The organism is Micromonospora sp. NPDC051543, from assembly GCF_044454415.1.
GTDB lineage: Bacteria > Actinomycetota > Actinomycetes > Mycobacteriales > Micromonosporaceae > Micromonospora.
This window is the reverse complement of record NZ_JBITDT010000008.1, coordinates 308,737-328,428: the sequence shown is the minus strand read 5'-3', so window position 1 is coordinate 328,428 and position 19,692 is coordinate 308,737. Positions and strand designations below refer to the sequence as shown.

At 70.9% G+C, this 19,692-nt stretch carries 15 protein-coding genes; 6 read left to right on the top strand and 9 right to left on the bottom strand.

The window, feature by feature from the left end:
* Positions 1-6: 6 nt before the first annotated feature.
* Positions 7-1,581: a glycoside hydrolase family 43 protein gene (locus tag ACIA3K_RS17360; protein WP_396802124.1), complete on the bottom strand. Its 1,575-nt coding sequence runs from the start codon at positions 1,579-1,581 to the stop codon at positions 7-9.
* A gap of 458 nt (positions 1,582-2,039) precedes the next feature.
* Between ACIA3K_RS17360 and ACIA3K_RS17355 the strand changes: the two genes are divergently transcribed.
* Positions 2,040-4,889, top strand: coding sequence for a glycosyl hydrolase family 95 catalytic domain-containing protein (locus ACIA3K_RS17355; RefSeq protein ID WP_396802122.1), 2,850 nt, complete (start codon positions 2,040-2,042; stop codon positions 4,887-4,889).
* A 65-nt stretch (positions 4,890-4,954) separates the two neighbouring features.
* On the opposite strand, the gene ACIA3K_RS17350 is transcribed toward ACIA3K_RS17355, so the two are convergent.
* Together ACIA3K_RS17350 and ACIA3K_RS17345 are read right to left on the bottom strand one after the other, a co-directional pair.
* A complete protein-coding gene (locus ACIA3K_RS17350) occupies positions 4,955-5,272 on the bottom strand; it encodes a hypothetical protein (protein WP_396802121.1) in 318 nt (105 codons plus the stop codon).
* 43 nt (positions 5,273-5,315) lie between these two features.
* Positions 5,316-5,765 carry an iron chaperone gene (locus tag ACIA3K_RS17345; protein WP_396802119.1) on the bottom strand — a complete coding sequence of 150 codons (450 nt, stop codon included), beginning with the start codon at positions 5,763-5,765 and terminating at the stop codon, positions 5,316-5,318.
* A gap of 223 nt (positions 5,766-5,988) precedes the next feature.
* On the opposite strand from ACIA3K_RS17345, the gene ACIA3K_RS17340 reads away from it, so the two are divergent.
* Positions 5,989-7,002 carry a LacI family DNA-binding transcriptional regulator gene (locus ACIA3K_RS17340; RefSeq protein WP_396802117.1) on the top strand — a complete coding sequence of 338 codons (1,014 nt, stop codon included), beginning with the start codon at positions 5,989-5,991 and terminating at the stop codon, positions 7,000-7,002.
* Positions 7,003-7,100: 98 nt separating this feature from the next.
* Here the strand turns inward: ACIA3K_RS17340 and ACIA3K_RS17335 are convergent, their stop codons facing one another.
* Genes ACIA3K_RS17335 through ACIA3K_RS17320 form a run of 4 tightly spaced genes read right to left on the bottom strand, consistent with a single transcriptional unit; the run spans position 7,101 to position 11,907 of the window.
* Positions 7,101-8,813 carry an amylo-alpha-1,6-glucosidase gene (locus tag ACIA3K_RS17335; RefSeq protein WP_396802116.1) on the bottom strand — a complete coding sequence of 571 codons (1,713 nt, stop codon included), beginning with the start codon at positions 8,811-8,813 and terminating at the stop codon, positions 7,101-7,103.
* A 32-nt stretch (positions 8,814-8,845) separates the two neighbouring features.
* Positions 8,846-9,670, bottom strand: a complete 825-nt coding sequence (locus ACIA3K_RS17330; protein ID WP_396802115.1) for a carbohydrate ABC transporter permease — start codon at positions 9,668-9,670, stop codon at positions 8,846-8,848.
* The gene (locus ACIA3K_RS17325; protein WP_396802113.1) at positions 9,667-10,638 is read right to left on the bottom strand and encodes a carbohydrate ABC transporter permease; all 972 of its coding nucleotides are present in this window, start codon (positions 10,636-10,638) and stop codon (positions 9,667-9,669) included. Before ACIA3K_RS17325 ends, ACIA3K_RS17330 begins: the two co-directional genes overlap by 4 nt.
* An 18-nt stretch (positions 10,639-10,656) precedes the next feature.
* Entirely contained in the window at positions 10,657-11,907 is a 1,251-nt protein-coding gene (locus tag ACIA3K_RS17320; RefSeq protein WP_396802112.1) for an extracellular solute-binding protein, read from the bottom strand.
* 299 nt (positions 11,908-12,206) lie between these two features.
* On the opposite strand from ACIA3K_RS17320, the gene ACIA3K_RS17315 reads away from it, so the two are divergent.
* Together ACIA3K_RS17315 and ACIA3K_RS17310 are read left to right on the top strand one after the other, a co-directional pair.
* Positions 12,207-14,042 (top strand): RICIN domain-containing protein, encoded by a 1,836-nt coding sequence (locus tag ACIA3K_RS17315; protein ID WP_396802111.1) that lies wholly within the window; start codon positions 12,207-12,209, stop codon positions 14,040-14,042.
* A 193-nt stretch (positions 14,043-14,235) separates the two neighbouring features.
* Positions 14,236-15,834, top strand: coding sequence for an arabinofuranosidase catalytic domain-containing protein (locus ACIA3K_RS17310; RefSeq protein ID WP_396802110.1), 1,599 nt, complete (start codon positions 14,236-14,238; stop codon positions 15,832-15,834).
* 6 nt (positions 15,835-15,840) lie between these two features.
* Here ACIA3K_RS17310 and ACIA3K_RS17305 read toward each other — a convergent pair whose 3' ends face one another.
* Positions 15,841-16,458, bottom strand: coding sequence for a TetR family transcriptional regulator (locus ACIA3K_RS17305; RefSeq protein WP_396802108.1), 618 nt, complete (start codon positions 16,456-16,458; stop codon positions 15,841-15,843).
* 157 nt (positions 16,459-16,615) lie between these two features.
* Here ACIA3K_RS17305 and ACIA3K_RS17300 point away from each other — a divergent pair, with 157 nt between their 5' ends.
* Together ACIA3K_RS17300 and ACIA3K_RS17295 are read left to right on the top strand one after the other, a co-directional pair.
* A complete protein-coding gene (locus ACIA3K_RS17300) occupies positions 16,616-18,256 on the top strand; it encodes an MDR family MFS transporter (RefSeq protein ID WP_396802106.1) in 1,641 nt (546 codons plus the stop codon).
* Between the two features lie 84 nt (positions 18,257-18,340).
* Entirely contained in the window at positions 18,341-19,156 is an 816-nt protein-coding gene (locus ACIA3K_RS17295; protein WP_396802105.1) for a phosphatase PAP2 family protein, read from the top strand.
* On the opposite strand, the gene ACIA3K_RS17290 is transcribed toward ACIA3K_RS17295, so the two are convergent.
* On the bottom strand, positions 19,122-19,691 hold the full coding sequence (locus ACIA3K_RS17290; protein WP_396802103.1) for a hypothetical protein: 570 nt from the start codon (positions 19,689-19,691) through the stop codon (positions 19,122-19,124). The genes ACIA3K_RS17295 and ACIA3K_RS17290 overlap by 35 nt on opposite strands.
* Between the last annotated feature and the right edge of the window lies 1 nt (position 19,692).

The following is a 19,692-nucleotide window of genomic DNA, read 5'->3' as shown; positions in this document are numbered from 1 at the left end:
GGTCGTTCAGCCGGGCGAACGCGCCGCCGGCCGGTAGTCGAACCAGTCGAAGGCCGCGACGCCGTCGGTCACGTACATGCCGATGACCCGACCGGTGAAGCCGCCGGCGACCTCGGTGGAGAGGTAGCGTCCGTCGAGTTCGGCCAGTAGTACGTGGCCGTCCGCGGTCTCCACCTCGAACGTGATCATGTCGCTGGTGGCGGCGCGTACCCCGAAGGGTTCGTCGGTGGCGGCGAGGCCGGCGGCGGACGTCACGGTCGGCGGGTAGAGATCGTGGGTCCGGGTGGCGATGGTCAGGATGAGCGGGCCACGGGGTACGTCGAGCGTCGCGAAGACCTGCCGGAACGGTCCCACCCGGCCGACGACGCGGACGACGGCGTCCTGGACCTCGAGATCGTAGTGGTGCGCCTCGTCGATGCGCAGGGTGAGCCCGGCCGTGCCGCCGCCCGGATCCACCCGCACGCTGGCGCGGCAGTCATGGTGGCGTTGGCGGGCCGCCACGATCGTCGCGCCGGCGTGGTCCAGCGTCGTGCCGGTGGCGTGCAGGGTGAGCCATCCAGGCCGCTCGGTCAACGACCAGGCCGCGTCGGGACGGGAGCGGGGTGAGACCCACCCGGGCGCGAGGCTGGTCGTGTCGAAGTCGTCGCGGTGCGCGCAGGGGTCGGGTGGGGCGGCCAGGGCCGGCGGGCTGCCGGCGGGTGCGGCGGTGATCTCTCGGACGGGGTCGACAACGGGCCAGCCGTCGACCCAGCGGACCGGCACGAGGAACGTCTCGCGCCCGAGCACGTGAAAGGGCGGCCACTGGCCCTTCGGCCGGATGCCGAGCAGGATCATCCACCAACTGCCGTCCGTGGCCTGCACCAGGTCGGCGTGTCCGGCCGCCTGGACGGGGAGGTCTGTGCTCCGGTGGGTGAGGATCGGATTGGTCGGCGCGGGCTCGAACGGCCCCCGAGGGCTGCGGGACCGGGCGACCGAGACAGCGTGACCGGTGTGCGTGCCGCCCTCGGAAAGCAGCAGGTACCACCATTCGCCGATCCGGTACAGGTGCGGCGCCTCCGGGTACTGCCCTCCGTTGCCGGACCAGAGCGCGATCGGACCCTCCCGCACCCGGCCCGTGTCCGGGTCGATCCGGTAGCCGTCCACTCCCGAGGTCGTCAGCCAGCAGTCGCCGTCATCGTCCCAGGCCAGGGACGGGTCGACGTGCGGCAGGTCGAGGTAGACCGGCTCCGACCATGGACCGGTGGGATCCGTCGCGGTGACAATGAGATGCCGGCCGAGGCTGACGTTGGTGGTGATCACCCAGAAGCGGCCGTCGTGGTGGCGGATGGTCGGCGCGAAGATGCCGCCGGACGCGTCGGCGTCGGGCGGGATCTCCAACTGGCTGGCACGGTCGAGGACGTTACCGATCTGTCGCCAGTGGACCAGGTCCCGGCTGTGCAGGAGCGGCACCCCGGGGAAGTACTCGAAGCTTGAGCAGACGAGGTAGTAGTCCTCGCCGACCCGGCAGACGCTCGGGTCGGGGTAGAAGCCGGGTACGACCGGGTTGTGGTAGCCCGCAACGGCCGACGAGCCTGAGGACACAGTTGCCACCTCCGGGCGGTCGGTGCCGGGATGTCGCGGTTTGTTCGCGATAACATCGTGGCTCTGGATGCTACGAACGAGCTACGTCGATGGCAAGGTGTCCAGGCGGCCCGCCGTGGGCGCGCCCCTGCGCGCCGATCCGAAACATGGCCGTCATCTATTGACGAGCAGCGTCGTCATCTACGAAGGTCTATGGAGGATGTATGGCGCGCCGCCGGGAGCCCGGTGCGTCGGGTCTCGGCTGTGAACGTTGCCAGAGGGTGCGAGCGGGCCGCGCCTGTTAACGCTAACAGCGAGCGCCCACCACGCGTCCCGGCCGCCGCCGACCGTCCCCGCCAGGACTCGAACGGCAACCCGGCCGTGGGCACGTCCCCGCCATCGTGCCAATTCCGGCGGCGTCTCCAGCGGCGCCGTCCCCACCTGCGTGAGGTATCTGGCCTGCGCAGATTGGAGAGACCATGTCCGAAGTGACTCGAAGAAACGTGCTGCGCGCCGGTGCCGTGGGCGCGGGCGCCGCCCTGCTGCCGGTCGCGTGGTCCGCCGTCGCCCGCGCCGGCTCGGTCGCGCCGCCGCAGGTGCTCGCCGCCAACGACATGGCTCTGTGGTACGACGAGCCGGCGGGCACCGACTGGCTCCGCGCGCTGCCGATCGGCAACGGGCGTCTCGGCGCGATGGTGTTCGGCAACGTCGACACCGAACGGCTGCAACTCAACGAGGACACCGTCTGGGCCGGCGGCCCGTACGACTCGGCCAACACCCGGGGCGCGGCCAACCTCGCCGAGATCCGGCGGCGGGTCTTCGCCGACCAGTGGACGTCGGCGCAGGACCTGATCAACCAGACGATGATGGGGAACCCGGGCGGTCAGCTCGCCTACCAGCCGGTGGGCAACCTGCGTCTCGCCTTCGGTTCCGCCAGCGGCGCGTCGCAGTACAACCGGACACTCGACCTGACCACCGCCACCGTCACCACCACGTACGTGCTCAACGGCGTCCGATACCAGCGCGAGGTGTTCGCCAGCGCGCCCGACGGGGTGATCGTGCTCCGGTTGACCGCCGACCGCGCCAACTCGATCACGTTCAACGCCACCTTCGACAGCCCACAGCGCACGACGATGTCGAGCCCCGACGCCGCCACGATCGCGGTCGACGGCATCTCCGGAGCCATGGAGGGCGTCAACGGGTCGGTGCGTTTCCTCGCGCTGGCCTACGCCGCCGTGACGGGCGGGACGGTCAGCAGTTCGGGTGGCACCCTGCGCGTCTCCGGGGCCACGAGCGCGACCGTCCTGATCTCGATCGGGTCCAGCTACGTCAACTACCGCACGGTCAACGGCGACTACCAGGGCATCGCGCGTACCCGCCTCAGCGCCGCCCGCGGGGCGAGCTACGACCAGCTCCGCAGCCGACATCTCGCCGACTACCAGGCCCTGTTCAACCGGGTGACCATCGACCTCGGGCGGACGGCAGCGGCGGACCAGCCTACCGACGTGCGGATCGCCCAGCACGGGAGCACCAACGATCCGCAGTTCTCGGCCCTGCTGTTCCAGTTCGGCCGGTACCTGCTGATCTCCTCCTCGCGTCCGGGCACGCAACCGGCGAACCTGCAGGGCATCTGGAACGACTCGATGACGCCGCCGTGGGACTCGAAGTACACGATCAACGCCAACCTGCCGATGAACTACTGGCCCGCCGACACCACGAACCTGGCCGAGTGTTTCCTGCCGGTCTTCGACATGATCAAAGATTTGACGGCCACCGGCGCCCGCGTCGCCCAGGCGCAGTACGGCGCGGGTGGCTGGGTCACCCACCACAACACCGACGCGTGGCGGGGCGCCTCGGTCGTCGACGGGGCGCTGTGGGGAATGTGGCAGACCGGCGGGGCCTGGCTCTCCACGCTGATCTGGGAGCACTACCTGTTCACCGGCGACGCCGGTTTCCTGGCGGCCAACTATCCGGCGCTCAAGGGCGCGGCCCAGTTCTTCCTCGACACCCTGGTCGCCCACCCGTCGCTCGGTTACCTGGTCACCAACCCGTCGAACTCGCCGGAGTTGCCGCACCACTCGAACGCCAGCGTCTGCGCCGGCCCCACGATGGACAACCAGATCCTGCGGGACCTGTTCGACGCCGTGGCCCGGGCCAGCGAGGTGCTGGGCGTGGACACCACGTTCCGCTCCCAGGTGCGGACGGCCCGGGACCGGCTGGCCCCGACGAAGGTCGGCTCCCGTGGCAACGTGCAGGAGTGGCTCGCCGACTGGGTCGAGACCGAACGCAACCACCGGCACGTCTCCCACCTGTACGGCCTGCATCCGAGCAACCAGATCACCAAGCGCGGCACCCCGCAGCTCTACGAAGCCGCCCGCCGGACGCTGGAACTGCGCGGCGACGACGGGACCGGCTGGTCCCTCGCCTGGAAGATCAATTACTGGGCCCGGCTGGAGGACGGAACCCGCGCCTACAAGCTCCTGAAGGACCTCGTACGCACCGACCGGCTCGCGCCGAACATGTTCGACCTGCACCCACCGTTCCAGATCGACGGCAACTTCGGCGCGACGTCCGGCGTCGCCGAGATGCTGCTGCACAGCCACAACGGCGAGCTGCACCTGCTCCCCGCGCTGCCGAGCGCCTGGCCCACCGGCCAGGTCGCGGGCCTGCGCGGGCGGGGTGGGTACACCGTCGGCGTGGCCTGGACCAGTGGGCAGGCCGACGAGATCAGCGTCCGCGCCGACCGGGACGGCACCGTACGCCTGCGCGCCCGCCTCTTCACCGGGTCCTTCACGCTCGTCGACGTCGCCGACGGCAGCACACCCAGCACCACCCGACCCGAGACGGACGTCGTGCAACTCGCCGTCCGCGCCGGTCACACCTACCGCGCGGCGCGGCCCGGTGTGACACCGTCACCGACGCTGAGCAGCACGCCCTCGCCCACCGGCTCGCCGACCCCGAGTCCGACGGACACACCGAGCCCGATCCCGACGCCCACGCCGACCGTGTCGAGCACACCCTCGCCGTCCGGCGCGCGGGCGACGTACACGGTGACGAACGCCTGGTCGGGCGGGTTCCAGGGCTCGGTCACGGTGACCGCCGGCGCGACGGCGATCCGTGGCTGGACGGTCTCCTGGACCTTCCCCAACGGCCAGGTGATCAGCCAGATCTGGGGCGGCACACACACCCAGAGCGGCGCGAGTGTGCGGGTGACGAACGTGGACTACAACGGGTCGTTGCCGGCCGGTGGCTCCACCACGTTCGGCTTCCTGGCCACCTCGACGGGGACCAACAACCCGCCGACCGACATCACCTGCACGACCACCTGACCGGCGCGTTCCCGCCCGCCGTCGGCTCCGCGCCGACGGCGGGCCGGGCGTGTCACCCCGCCTGGCTACCCCGCCGCGTCGCCGCCCGTCCCTCGGGCCCGCCTGCGGCACCACCACCGTCGCCCGGCGGCGACCAGGAAGGCCACCGCGCTGAGCAGGGCAGCGGCGCCCTTCCAGGCGCGCTCCGACCACGGTCGGTCGGTGCCGAACGCCGCCTCGCCGCTCACCATGAACCACACCCCGACGACCCACGCCCACTCCCAGCCGCGCGGCCAGGGGAATTCCTGCGGCGGTTCGGTGAACGCGCTGACCGCGATGCCCGCGGCGCAGACGACGACGATCAGCGGTAGGCCGACGTCCGTGACGAATTCCCAGAACGACACCTGGCGATCATCGCCGTCGCGCGCAAGGGCACCGGAGCGTGGCTCAGGAGACCGCTGCGCGCACCAGCTCGACGATCCGCTTCTCCACCTCGGGGCTCCACGCGCGCAGGGCGTACGACACCGGCCAGAGGTCGCCGTCGTCGAGGTTGGCCGGATCCTGGAAGCCCAGCGTCGAGTACCGGTAGTTGAACTTGCCGGAGTCCTGGAAGAAGACGACGATCTTGTCGGCGGCGTTCGCGTACGCGGGCATCCCGTACCACGTCTTCGGCGACAGCTCCGGCGCGGCGGTGGTGACCGCCACGTGCACCCGCTCGGCGAGCGCGCGGTCGTCCGGCGCCATCTGCGCGATCCGGTCGAGGACCGCCTGCAACCCGTCGGCCTTCTTGGCACCCTTCTTGCCCTCGGCGCGCAGCTCTGCGGCACGCTCCTTCATCGCGGCGCGCTCCTCCGCGCTGAAGCCGTCGGAATCGGTCGTGGAGGACTTCGCGGACATGTCGGGCTCCCTCTCGCTCGTCGTGGTTCGGCGTCGTGCCGGCCACCTGCGAAAAGGCTAGGCCCGGACGGCGCCCGTGAGCTTCTTGATTCCTGACCGGCTCGGGGCCGGTGTGCCGGGGCGGGGGCGGGCGGGGCGTCCGGGTCCGCTCGCCGTGCGCTTATGCTCGGAAACCGGAGCAGGCGCGTCCCCGTCGGGGCAGCAGTCGATTCGAGGGCGGCGGATGAACATCGGGGAGATCGCCCGTCGGGCGGGGGTGTCCCGCAGCACGGTCTCGTACGTGCTCAGCGGCAAGCGGACGGTGTCGGAGGCGACCCGGCAGCGGATCCAGGCGGTCATCGACGAGCTGGACTACCGGCCGAACGCCAGCGCCCGCGCGCTGAAGGAGGGGCGTACGCGCACCCTCGGGCTGGTGATCCCACCGGCCAGCCAACGGTTGACCGACATGCAGTTGGGCTTCGTCGCCAGCGTCGTCGAGGCCGCCGCCCGACACGACCTCGACGTGCTGCTGTCCCCGTCGGGAGGCGACCACGACCGCTCGTTCGAGCGGATCGTCAGCGGGCGTCGCGTCGACGGCGTCGTGCTGATGGAGATCCGGTTGGAGGACGACCGGGTGACCCGGCTGGCTCGCACAGGTCTGCCGTTCGTCACGATCGGCCGCACGGCCGAGGCACACGGCATGAGCTGGGTCGACATCGACTACGCCGGGTTGATCGCACGCTGCGTGCACCACCTGGCCGACCTGGGGCACCGCCACGTGGCCCTGGTGAACCGCTCCGCCGAGCTGGTGGCGGCGGGTTACGGCCCCAGCCACCGCGCCCTGGCCGGTTTCCAGGCGGCGGTGGCCGAGCGGGGCCTCGCCGGCATCGACGTCTGCTGCGGCGACGACACCGCCTCCGGCGAAGCCTGCGTGGAGCAGTTGCTCGTCACGCATCCGGAGGTCACGGCGGTGGCCACCATCAACGAGGCGGCGCTGCCCGGGATGCAGCGCGCGCTGACCGCCGCCGGGCTGGCGGTACCGACGGACTTCTCCGTCACCGGCGTCGCCGCCCAGCACTGGGCGGAGGACTTCCGGCCGCCGCTGACCGCCGCGGACGTACCCATGCGGGACATGGGCGCGGAGGCGGTGTCGCTGCTGCTGGAGATCATCGCGGCCCCCGGCAGCGTGCCGCGGCACCGCCTGTACAGCCCACCCATCTCACTGCGGTCCAGCACGGGCCCGGTCCGGGCCCGCTGATCCGCTCCGCTCCCGCCGGCCGAGCGACCACGCCGGCCACGCGCGAACACGGCGGCCGCGCGTGACCATGCTGGCCGCGCGTGACCATGCTGGCCCGGTCAGCGCCGCGCGGCCCGGCGCTCCTGCTGGGCGGCGGCGAGGATGAGGTAGCTGCTGGCGGTCCAGGTGTACGCGCGGTCGCGCAGCCCCGCGCCGGTCTCGGCGTCGAAGTTCTCCGCGAAACCCGATTTCTCGCAGAGCGCGAGGAAGCGCTGGCTGATGTCGTCGGCGATCGCGGTGTGCCCGGCCCGCCGCAGGCCGTCCTCGACCAGCACCGTGGAGGGCGCCCAGATCGGGCCCCGCCAGTAGCCGTCGGCGAGGTAGTGGGCCGAGTCCGTCGGCTCGGTCGCCAGTCCGTGGGTGGTGAGGTGGGCCTCGACGCCCCGGGCCAGCGCGTCGGCGATCGGGGTGGGCAGGTCGGCGCCGAGCGCGATCGGCATCAGGTCGAGCAGGCTGCGGCTGGTCCGCCGCTGCCCGGTGTGCGGGCTGCGGGCGGCGAAACGCTCACCGTCCCACAGATCCCGGAGCATCGCCGTACGGATCCGGTCGGCCTCGCGGGTCCACCGGTCGGCCGCTTCGCCCAACTCGGCGGCGAGGTCGGCCAGGCAGTCCAACTGCGAGACGAGGAACGCGGCCAGGTCGGCGGTCTCAAGGACCCGGTGGTCGTCGAACGTGGTGGCGTTGTCCCAGCCGCTGTCGTTGCCGTGCTGGTAGTGCGGCAGGTCCGCACCGGGTGCGCGGCGCGCGTCCAGCCAGAACCCGGTCCACCGGGCCAGCCGGTCGTACGTCTGCGCGAGCGCCGTCCGCTCCGGTGGGTGGGGGAGACGTCGGCGCAGGTGCCGCAGCGCCCAGCCGTGGATGGGAGGTTTGACGTAGTTGTGCAGGACCTCGGAGTGGGTGACCGAGTCGGGGAGGGCACCCGCGGCGTCCTGGTGGTCGAAGGGCAGGTGGAACTGGTGCCAGGCCAGCTCCGGCTCGCCGGCCGCCAGGGCGATCGCGTTGAAGCAGTGGTCCCAGCTCCACACCTTGTCCATCCAGTGCTTGGACATCAGGACGGCGGGCCGGGTGACGAAGCCCGCCGGGTCGACGGTGGCGGACCACAGCACGTACGCGGCCAGTTCGGCGGCCGGGGTGTCCTCGCCACGCCACGGCGCGACCGCGTCGACGAACGCGGCGAACTCGGCGCTCCGGTCATGGCACAGCTGGTCGAAGGCGACGGCCGTGGCGTAGGGCCGGCGCGCGGTGGCGTACTCCTCGACGGCGATCTCCCACGGCTCGTCACCGGCGAGGTCCAGGGACCGGTCGGCGGTGCCGAGCGCCTCCACGCCGTCGGCGCGGCGCAGCGCGCCGGCCAGGACCGTGACCCGGTAGCGGCGCCCGGTCTCGTACGAGGTGAACACGTGGGAGCCGTCGACCGGGTCGCGGTAGAGGTAGCTGCCGCTGAACGGGGTGAGGGTGTCCGCCGCCGCGGCGATCCGCAGGCCGAGCTGCCGGCCCCGGATCCGCAGGGTGTCCGGTCCGTCGAAGACGGCCTCGACCCGACCGGGACCGGCACGCCAGGTCAGCAGCGCGGGCGTGGCGACGACGGTGGCGTCCGGGGCGCCGGGGCAGAGGCGTAGCACCGGGTGCAGCCCGGTCTGGTGCGACACCAGGTGCAGGTCGTCGGCGTACGTCTTCTCGGCGACCACGGGGGAGATGTTGAGCCAGGACCCCCGGTAGCTGAACGGGATGTCCTGGATGGCGAACTCCGGACCGGACGGGGCGACGGTCATGGGTGGCGGCTGCCTTTCTGTGGTGCGGGTGGTCAGTCCTTGACGGCGCCGGCGGTCACGCCCATCGAGACGTACCGCTGAGCCAGGATCAGCAGGACGGCCGCGGGGACGGAGGCGACCACAGCGGTGGCCATGATGGCGTTCCACTGCTGGTTGTTGTTGCCGATGTAGTGGTAGATCCCGAGGGTGATCGGTTGGTGGTCGCCGCCGCCGGAGAGGGTCGAGGCGAAGATGAAGTCCGACCAGGACCACAGGAACGCGAACAGCGACACCGTGACGATCGAGTTGCGGCTGACCGGCAGCACGATCGACCAGAAGGTGCGCAGCTGTCCCGCGCCGTCGACCACGGCGGCCTGGAGCAGCTCGTCGGGGATGCCCGACATGAAGGCGGTGAAGATCAGTACGGCGAACGGCACCGCGAGGGTGGTGTCGGCCAGGATCAGGCCGGGCAGCGTGTTCAGGACGCCGAGGGTGAGGTAGATGGCGTAGAAGCCCATCGCCATGATGATCCCGGGGATCATCTGGGCGATCAGCAGCAGGAAGCTCAGCACCGGGCCGCCGGGCGGGCGCAGCTTCGCGAGCGCGTACCCGGCGGGGGCGGCGAGCGCCACCGTCAGCGCCACCGTCCCGAGCCCGACCACGAAGCTGGTGCCGAGGTAGGGGAGCTGCTGGTCGAGGACGGCCCGGTAGCCGTCCAGCGTGCCGTTCGTCGGGAACAGGTGCGGCGGACTGGCCCGCATGTCCTGGTCCCGGGTGAACGACACGTTGATCATCCAGTAGACGGGGAAGAGCATCAGCCCGGTCAGCGCCAGGCCGACGAGGGTCTTCCACCAGACTCGACGCGGTGACGTGGTCATCGTAGGTGCTGCCTCCGTTGGAACCGGATGTAGACGAGCCCGGCGACCAGCGCCAGCACGATGAGCAGGTTGCCGACGGCCGCGCCCGGCCCGAACTCGGGCAGCAGGTTGCCGAAGCCGAGACGGTAGGACCAGGTGGCGAGCGTGGCGGAGGAGCCGCTGGGGCCACCCTTGGTCATGATCCAGATAATGTCGAAGACCTTCAGCGTGTAGATCAGGCCGAGCAGCAGCGTGATCGCGGAGACCGGGCGCAGCAGCGGGAACGTGATCGACCAGAACCGTTGCCAGCCGGTCGCGCCGTCGAGCGCGGACGCCTCGTACACCTCGACCGGGATCGCCTGAAGGCCGCTGTAGAGCACGACCAGGTTGAAGGGGATCCCGATCCAGATGTTGGCGATGATCACCGAGGTGAGCGACCAGGTCGGCGACGTGAGCCAGTTGACCGGATCGATCCCCACGACGCCGAGCGCGGCGTTGACCAGGCCCGAGTCGCTGTTGAGCAGCCATGACCAGGTCGAGGCGGACACGATCAGCGGCAGCAGCCACGGTACGAGGATCAGCGCCCGCAGGGTGCCCGACAGCGGGAAGTGCTGGCGGAAGAAGAGCGCCAGGGCCATGCCGATGCCGAACTGGAAGACGAGCGACGCGCCGGTGAACACCAGGGTGTGCGTCAACGTCGGCCAGAACGTCGGATCGGTCAGGACCGTGCGGTAGTTGTCCAGGCCGGCGAAGGGCGCGCCACCCTGCACGAAGGACCGGACGGTGTATTCGCGCAGGCTCAGCTCGACGTTGCGGTAGAGCGGGTAGGCGTAGAAGGCCAGCAGGTAGACGACCGTCGGCGCCAGGAAGCACCACGCCAGCCAGCGGCCGGGTCGACGGGTACGGGGCGCGGGGGGCCCGGGTGGGGCGGCGTCGGCCGCCCCACCGTGGCCCCGCGTGGTGGTGGAGGTCTGCGTCGTGGGGGTCATGTCGTCGATTCGGCGCGCTTACTTGCTCGAGGCCGTGGCCTGGGCGGCGGTCAGCGCCTCCTGCGGGGACTTCCCACCGCTCAGAGCCGCCTGCACGGCGCTCCACAGGGGCTCGGAGATCTTCGGGTACTTCGTGCCGAGGTTGTCGCCGGTGCGACCCTTGGCCGCCCGGACCGCCTCGACCCAGACCTTGAGCTTGGGGTTCTCGGTGGCCTGCCGGTCCTGCACGGCGGCCACCGGCGCGACGTAGGAGAGCGTGGTGTCGGTGGTCAGGAGGTTGTCGGCGCTGGTCAGGCAGGTGACGAGCTTCTGCGACGTCGCGTACCGGCCGGTCTTGCGCTGCACCGGGATGGAGACGAACTCACCACCGGTCGGCGCCGGGGCCGGCCCACCCGCGCTGGCCGGAATCGCGATGGTGCCGTACGAGAAGCCCAGCTTCTCGGCGTTCGCGAGCTGCCATGTGCCGTTCTCGGCGAACGCGAAGTCGCCGGTGGCGAACTCCTGCCAGCTCGTGGTCTGGGTGTTGTTGATGACGGAGTTCGGGGCCAGCCCCTGCTTCAGCCAGTCGGTCCACAGCGTCAGCGCGGAGACCGCCTGTGGCGAGTCCAGGCTGGTCAACTGCGCGCCCGAGCCCCAGAACCAGGGCAGGAACTGGAAGCTGCCCTCCTCGGTGCCGATCGCGGAGAAGGTGATGCCCTTCTTGCCCTTGGCCTTGACCTTCGTGAGCGCCGTGGTCAGCGACGGCCAGTCGGTGACCGAGGCCGGGTCGACCCCGGCGGCGGTCAGCACGTCCTTGTTGTAGTAGAGCGCGAGCGTGTTGGCGCCGATCGGCACGCCGTACGTCTTGCCCGCGCTCTGGCCGGCGCCGAGCAGGTTCTTCTCCATGCTCGACGTGTCCAGCTTGTTCTCCTCGGTCGTGGTGAGCGCGCCGGCCTCGGCCAGGGTCGAGATGACCGGGTTGTCGACGATCAGCACGTCCGGCGAGTTGCCCTGCTGGGCCGCGAGCAGCGCCTTGTTGGTCAGGTCGGTGGTGTCGTAGCCGGTCCGCTCGACCGTCACACCCGCCGAGGTTCCGCACTTCTTGAGCAGGGCGACCCAGTCGGAGTCGTCGGCGAACTGGGGGTACGGGTCCCAGACGAGGTAGGCGCCGCCGCCACCGTCGTCGTTGCCGGAGCCTCCGGACGACGACGAGCAGGCGCTGGTCGTCACGGCGGCGAGTGCTATCACGGCCACGGCGGCCAGTCGCCGCCGTCGGTTGAGTCGTGTCATGTGCTGCCTCACTTCAACTCGATCGGGTGGTGGGGTCGTGGGTTGACCGTCGCGGGCCGGACCGGGTCCGACCATGAGGCGAACCGATTCGACGAACCGGTTCGCACGAAGATAGGACCGTCCGCGTTCGGTGGTCAAGAGTCGGCCGGCAGCCCTCCCGAGGAGCGCCGGGAAACACCGGCTTTACCGGGCCGTCACTTCATTGACATGAGTGAGTCTCCGACCTACGATCCGAGCGAATCGATTCGCAAGCGCAGCCCTCCGGAGAGCGTCCCCCGCGCCCCACCAAGGAGCCGCCCGTGAACACCCCGTCCCGCAGCAGGCCCGACCGAGCGCGCGCGCTCGTCGCCCGACTCGCCGTCGGCCTGCTCGCCGCCAGCACGGCCGTCACCGTCGCCGCGTCCCCCGCCCAGGCCGCCGACGAGTCGATAAGCGTGAACTTCTCCACGACCACCGGCACACCGACCTACCGTGCGTCCGGCTGGATCTACGGCATGACCGAGAACGCCAGCGGCCCACCCGACCACTTCTACCGCGACGTCAACTTCCGCTACATGCGGGCCGGCGGCGCGCAACTGCCCGGCAGCGGCTGGGTCGGCGGAAACTACGACCGCCGCTGGAACGCCACAGTCGCCCAGGCCCGCCGGACCGTCGCCCTCGGCGGGCAGTTCATCCTGCTGCCCCACGACCTGTGGGGCGCCGACGGTGCCGGCATCTCGCGCTTTCCCGGCGACAACGGCAACTGGACCGACTACGACAACTTCCTGAACCGGGTCATCGGCGACGTCCGGGCGTCCGGGCTGACCGTGCAGTGGGACATCTGGAACGAACCCAACATCACCATCTTCTGGAACCGGCCGATCTCCCAGTACCTCGAACTCTGGCGACGCACGTACCAGCGGCTCCGCACGGAGTTCCCCAACCAGCTCATCGTCGGGCCGAGCTGCGCCTGCGTGCCGTCGACCTCGCACGCGTTCTGGAACCAGTACCTCGACTTCGTCCGCTCGACGAACACCGTGCCGGACATCATCAGCTGGCACTCCCTGCCGGGTGATCCGGTCGCCAACGTCGCGGCCGCCAACGCCACCCTCGATCCGCGCGGCATCCCGCATCCCCGCCCGTACCAGATCAACGAGTACGGGGCGTCCAACGAGCAGAACCCGGCCGACGGCGCCTGGTACATCTCGCGCCTGGAACGGGCCGGGGCGGACGGTCTGCGGGCCAACTGGGCCAGCGCCGGCAACCTGCACAACGACCTCGGCAACCTGTTGGTCCGCAACTCGGCCGGTCAGCACCAGCCCAAGGGGGAGTGGTGGGTCTACCGCTACTACGCCTCCCAGGCCGGGGAGATCGTGGCGGTGACCGGCAGCCAGTCCTACGATGCGTACGCCACGAAGGCGAGCGGGGTGGCGAAGGTCCTGGTCGGCGGCGGTCGTACGACCGGAAACCTGGCCGTCAACCTGCAACGTCTCGACGCGACGAGCGGCGTGGTGCAGAACAACCAGGTGCGGGTGCTCACGCAGCGCATCCCGTACAACAACGGTGGCGCGGTGCAGGGGCCCGTCACGGTCTCGAACACCGTCGTCAACCTGTCCAACAACAACGCCACGGTGAACCTGCCGTACGGCAACCAGAACGACACGTACACGGTGACCCTGCTGCCGCCCTCCGAGGCGGGCTTCCAGTCGGTGGCGGTGGCCCAGCACTCGCAGCAGTGCCTGGACAACACCAACCTGAGCACGGCTGACGGCAACGCGCAGCAGCAGTTCTACTGCGAGGGCGGTGACCAGCAGCTCTGGAACTTCCGGCCGGTCGCCGGCGTGGCCAACACGTACACGGTGGTCAACCAGCAGAGCGGCAAGTGTCTCGACGTCAGCGGCGCTTCCACCGCCAACTCCGCCGCGGTGGTCCAGCGGACCTGCCAGAACGCGACGAACCAGCAGTTCGCCCTCCGGAAGGTGACCTACTCCGGCAACGATGCGCACGACTACCAACTCGTGGCCCGGCACAGTGGCAAGTGCGTCGACGTCAACGGGGTTTCCACGGCGGCCCGCGCGCCGGTCATCCAGTGGCCCTGCAACGCGGTCGGCCAGGGCAGTCCGTTGAACCAGACCTGGCGTATCTGGGGTCGGTAGCCGACGCGCGTGAACCCCGGCGGTGGCCGCCGGCACGGGTGGCCACCGCCGGATTCCCGCCGACCGGGCTTTCATTGACACTGATCAAAATCCGCTCCTACCATCGCTACGAATCGATTCGCCCGCCCCGCCACCACCCCTGCGGCGCGTCGGCACACCCCGTGCGCTGCCACGACTCTCCAGGAGCCACCCTGTGCGTACCCCGTCCCCCACCGGGCCCGGCCTGGCCCGCGATCCCATCCCGAGACGTCGCCCCGGGCGCCTGGCCATGCTGGCCGGCGCGTTGGCCGGCGCCCTCGTCCTCGTCACCGTCGGCGCCACGGCCGGTGCCTCGTCGTCCGCCGCGGAGGCCGCGGCGATGGCGGCGGCCATCGCGCCGGGACAGAGCACCACCATCGTCGGCGCGGCCTCGGGCCGGTGCCTTGAGGTCCCCAACTCCGGCACCGCCAACGGCACCCAGACCCAGCTGTGGGACTGCACCGGCGCGGCCGGCCAGACCTGGACCTGGACGTCGAGCAAGCAGCTTTCGGTGTACGGCAACAAGTGCCTGGACGCCTCCGGCCGCGGCACCACCAACGGCACCCAGGCGATCATCTGGGACTGCAACGGCCAGACCAACCAGCAGTGGAACGTGAACAGCAACGGCACGATCACCGGAGTGCAGTCGGGGCTGTGTCTCGACGCCAACGGCGCCGGCACCGCGAACGGCACGAAGATCATTCTCTGGGCCTGCAACGGTGGCGCCAACCAGCAGTGGGCCTCACCGAGCACGCCGCCGACCAGCGTCCCGCCGACCTCCGCCCCGCCGACCACCCCGCCGCCGGGCGGCGCGCGCCCGTGTGACATCTACGCCTCCGGCGGCACCCCGTGCGTGGCGGCCCACAGCACGACGCGGGCCCTCTACGGGACGTACGCCGGCAACCTCTACCAGGTCCGGCGCTCGTCGGACAACACGACCCGCAACATCGGGCTGACCGGTACGGGCGGCACCGCCAACGCGGCGACGCAGGACTCGTTCTGCGCCGGCACGACGTGCGTGATCACGGTGGTCTTCGACCAGTCCGGGCGCGGCAACGACCTCTGGTACCAGGGGTCGAGCGTGGTTCCGGGCTCGCCGCAGAGCAGGCCGGCCACCGCCACCACGGAGTCTCTGACGGTGGGCGGCGCCAAGGCGTACTCGCTCTACATCAACCCGGGCAACAGCTACTGGCGGGACGGTCACCTGACCGGCGTGCCGACCGGCGCCGCGCCCGAGGGCATGTACATGGTGACCAGCGGCACCCACGTCAACAGCGGCTGCTGCTTCGACTACGGCAACAGCGAGACGACGCGCAAGGCCGACGCCGCCGGGGCGATGGACGCCATCAACTTCGGCAAGCAGTGCTGGTTCGGCGGTTGCTCGGGCAGCGGCCCGTGGGTGCAGGCCGACCTGGAGTGGGGTCTGTTCCCGGGTGGCAGCAGCTCGTGGAACCCGAACCAGCGGGCGTTCACCAGCAAGTTCGTCACGGCGACGCTGAAGAACAACGGCACGTCCCGCTTCGCCATGAAGGGCAGCGACGCGCAGTCGGGCAGCCTCTACACGCTGTGGGACGGCTCGCTGCCGTCCGGCTACAGCCCGATGAAGAAGCAGGGCGCGATCATCCTGGGCAGCGGCGGCGACTGCTGCAAGCCCGACGGCGGCGCGAACCTCAGCGCCGGCACGTTCTACGAGGGCGCCATGGTTGCGGGCTACCCGTCCGATGCGACCGAGAACGCGGTCCAGTCCAACGTGGTGAGCGCCGGCTACCGCTGACGACGATCAGGACGTCGAGTCCCCCGCCGGCCGCACGGCCGGCGGGGGTCCGACCTCGCTCAGCGCGATTCGTACGATCTCCAGCAGGTCGCGGCCCGGGTGGTCCATCCAGTGCTGCATGGCGACGCGCAGGGCGGCCAGGAAGGTCGCGGTCAGCAGGCGGGCGCGCAGCGCCGCCTCGGCGCCGGTGAGGCGATGCGCGAGCTCGGCCGCCAAGTCGCGCTCGATCGCGGTGTACGCCGTCACCTGGTGTGCGGCCAGGCCCGGGTGCCCGCGCAACTGCCGGCGTCTGGTCAGCCAGTCGTGGTCGCGGTCGCGCGACGACTCCGCGGTGAAGTGTTCGGCCGCCCGGCCCAGCACGGTCCACGGCGGCTCGCCGCCCGGCCGTTCACGCACCAACTGCAACAGGCGACGCAGGCGCACGGTATCGCCGTAGAAGAGCGCCTCCTCCTTGTTCGAGAAGTAGTTCGAGAACGTCCGCCGGGAGACGTTGGCGGCGTCGGCGATCGCCTCGACGGTCACGCTGTCGGGGCCCTGCTCGGCCGCGAGGCGCAGGGCTGACTCGTGCAGGGCCAGGCGGGTGGCCGCCTTCTTGCGCTCCCGCAGGCCGGTGATCTCGTCCATCGTCGTCAGCGTACGTCGAGTGAGCGGCTTCTCAATGGGCAAACTTGCCGAATGGGCAAGATCGGTAGATGCTTGCGTGAGGCAACCAACTCGGCTGTGCGGATGCCGTACGCCTGGTTGTCGTTCCGGAACCCCACGACAAGCGGGAGGTCGCGCGATGAGCGCACCCACCACCACGCCCGGCGCCGAGCCGATGAGCCATCGGCAGACCCTCGAGGCGCTCAGCGGCCTGCTGCTGGTGCTCTTCGTCGCGATGTTGAGCAGCACGGTCGTCTCGACCGCGCTCCCCAAGATCATTGGCGCGCTGAACGGCTCCCAGACCCAGTACACCTGGGTGGTCACCGCGACCCTGCTCACGGCGACGGCCACCACCCCGATCTGGGGCAAGCTCGCCGACCTGTTCAGCAAGAAGCTCCTCATCCAGGTCGCCATCGTGGTGTTCCTGTTGGGCTCCGTCATCGCCGGCTTCTCGCAGAGCGCCGGCCAGCTCATCGCGGCCCGCGCGTTCCAGGGCGTCGGCGTCGGCGGCCTGCAGGCACTGGTCCAGGTGGCGATCGCCGCCATGATCCCGCCGCGCGAGCGGGGCCGCTACAACGGCTACCTCGGCGGCGTCATGGCGGTGGCGACCGTCGGTGGCCCGCTGCTCGGTGGCCTCATCGTCGACACGTCCTGGCTCGGCTGGCGCTGGTGCTTCTTCGTGGGCGTGCCGGTCGCCGTCGTCGCGCTGATCCTGCTCCAGGTGACCCTGCACCTGCCGACCTTCCGGCGGGACAACGTCAAGATCGACTACCTGGGCGCGAGCCTGATCGCCGCCGGCGTGAGCGTGTTGCTGATCTGGATCTCCTTCGTCGACAGCTCGTTCGCCTGGGTCTCGTGGCAGAGCGCGGCCATGGTGGCCGGCTCGCTCCTCCTGCTCGCCCTCGCGGTCTGGGTCGAGTCGCGCGCGGCCGAACCGGTCGTCCCGCTCGCCATCGTGCGTGAGCGCACCACCGCCCTGGCCATCCTGGGCAGCCTCGCGGTCGGCATGGCCATGTTCGGTGGCGCGGTCTTCCTCGGCCAGTACTTCCAGATCGGCCGGGGTTACAGCCCGACGGAGGCCGGCCTGCTCACCATCCCGTTGATGGCCGGAGTCCTCGGCTCCTCGATCGTCGCCGGCCGGCTGATCACCCGGACCGGGCGGATCAAGCCGTACATCGTCGCCGGCTCGATCACCCTGGTCATCGGGTTCGGCCTGCTCGGCACCATCGACCACGAGACGTCCCTGGTGCTCGTCGGCGTCGGCATGTTCATCGTCGGCACCGGCGTCGGCATGACCATGCAGAACCTCGTCCTGGCCGTCCAGAACACGGTGGCCCTCAAGGACATCGGCGCGGCCAGCTCCAGCGTCGCGTTCTTCCGGTCGCTCGGCGGCGCCGTCGGCGTCTCGGTGCTCGGCGCCGTGCTGGCCCACCGGGTCACCGACCAGATCACGCGCGACCTGTCCGCCGCCGGGATCCCCACCTCCGGCAGCGGTGGCGACAGCAACCTCAACATCACCGCGCTGCCCGACGGAGTTCAGCACATCGTGCGGGCCGCGTACGGCGACGCCACCGGCCACATCTTCCTCATCTCCGCGGCCATCGGGGTGGTCGGCATCATCGCCGCGCTCCTGCTCCGGCCGGTCACCCTGCGGACCAGCCTCGACCTGCCGGACGCCGCCACGTCGACGGCGGTGGCCGCCGACGCGGTCGACGGAGCGCCCGCGTTCGACCAGGTCGCAGCCGATTCCACGGCGAAGGGGGCGCCCGAGCGGCGCTGACCTCTCCAGAGCACAAGAACCAGGGGCCGCCACCGTCACGGACGGTGGCGGCCCCTGCTTGAGAGAGACTGAATCGAGACGCCTGTGGGAATCGCCGAGCTGACGGCGTCGAGGCCGGTCACGCCCGACCGGCGGGCCGCTCCGGCGCGCCGTGCCGTGCGGGAGCTACTGCTGGTCGCCACGCTGTTCCTCCTCTACAAAGGGGCGCGGATGGTGGTGGCCGGTCGGGTGTCCAGCGCGCTGGCCAACGGCGAGTCGGTCTGGCGCCTGGAGCGGTTGCTGCGCCTGCCCGACGAGGCCGTCGTTCAGCACCCCGTGCTCTCGCACACCCTGCTGGCGCACCTGGCCAACGGCTACTACGCGTACGTGCACTTCCCGGCCACGGCCCTCACCCTGGTCTGGCTCTACCTGCGGCACCCGGCGCGCTACCTGCGCACCCGCCGTACGCTCGCCGTGCTCACCGCGGCGGCCCTGGCAGTGCACGTCGTGGTCCCGCTGGCGCCACCCCGGCTGACCGCGCTGACGACCATGGTGGACACCGGCAGCCGGTACGGGCCCTCCGTCTACGGGCCGCCCGACACCGACGCGCTCAGCAACCAGTACGCGGCCATGCCGTCCCTGCACGTCGGGTGGGCGCTGGCCGTCGCCGTCGCGCTCGTCGCGGTGACCCGTGGACGCCTACGGTGGCTGTGGCTGACCCACCCGCTCGTCACCATGCTCGTCGTCGTGGCCACCGGCAACCACTACTGGCTCGACGCTGTGGTGGCGGCGGCGATGCTCGGCGTCGTCCACCTGGCGCTGCCCGCGTCGGTGCCGCCGGTCGCCGGGCGACCCGGCGACCCGGCGGCGACGACCGCGCGGGACGTCAGCCCACGGGAACCCCGTACTCGCGTTCGGTGAACAGGTCGATGTCGCGCGGGCCCAGCTTGACGACGCGGCGGGCGTGCAGGGCGAGATGCCGGCGTGCCTCGCCCAGGCGGCGGCTGGCGATGGTCATCTCGTCGGACGCCTCGAACGGCTCGCTGCCGCTGGCCTGGAGCGCGGCGGCCAGCACCGCGTTGAACGCGGTCATCAGCCCGTTGGCCAGGGCGACACCGTCCTGGTCCGCGCGCGTCCAGATCTCCGACCAGGCGGCCTCCACCGTGGTCATGTCCCGGGTCAGCCAGTCGTGCAACGCCATCGGCCCCAGCGGCTTGTGCCCGCCGAGCAGACCGTTGCCCGCCTCCGGCAGGCCGGAGCGCCAGTACCTGGTCTGCCGCAACGCCTCGGCCTTGTGGGCGAGGCGAAGGGCGCCGGACAGGACCAGGACGTACGCCCGCTGAAGCTCGGCCCGCTCGCGCTGGCGCCGCTTGACCCGGCTGTGCACCCACACGACGAGGAGTGAGGCGAAAGCGGTGATCGCGGAGCCGAGCAGAGCGGCGAGGGTTGAGTTCACG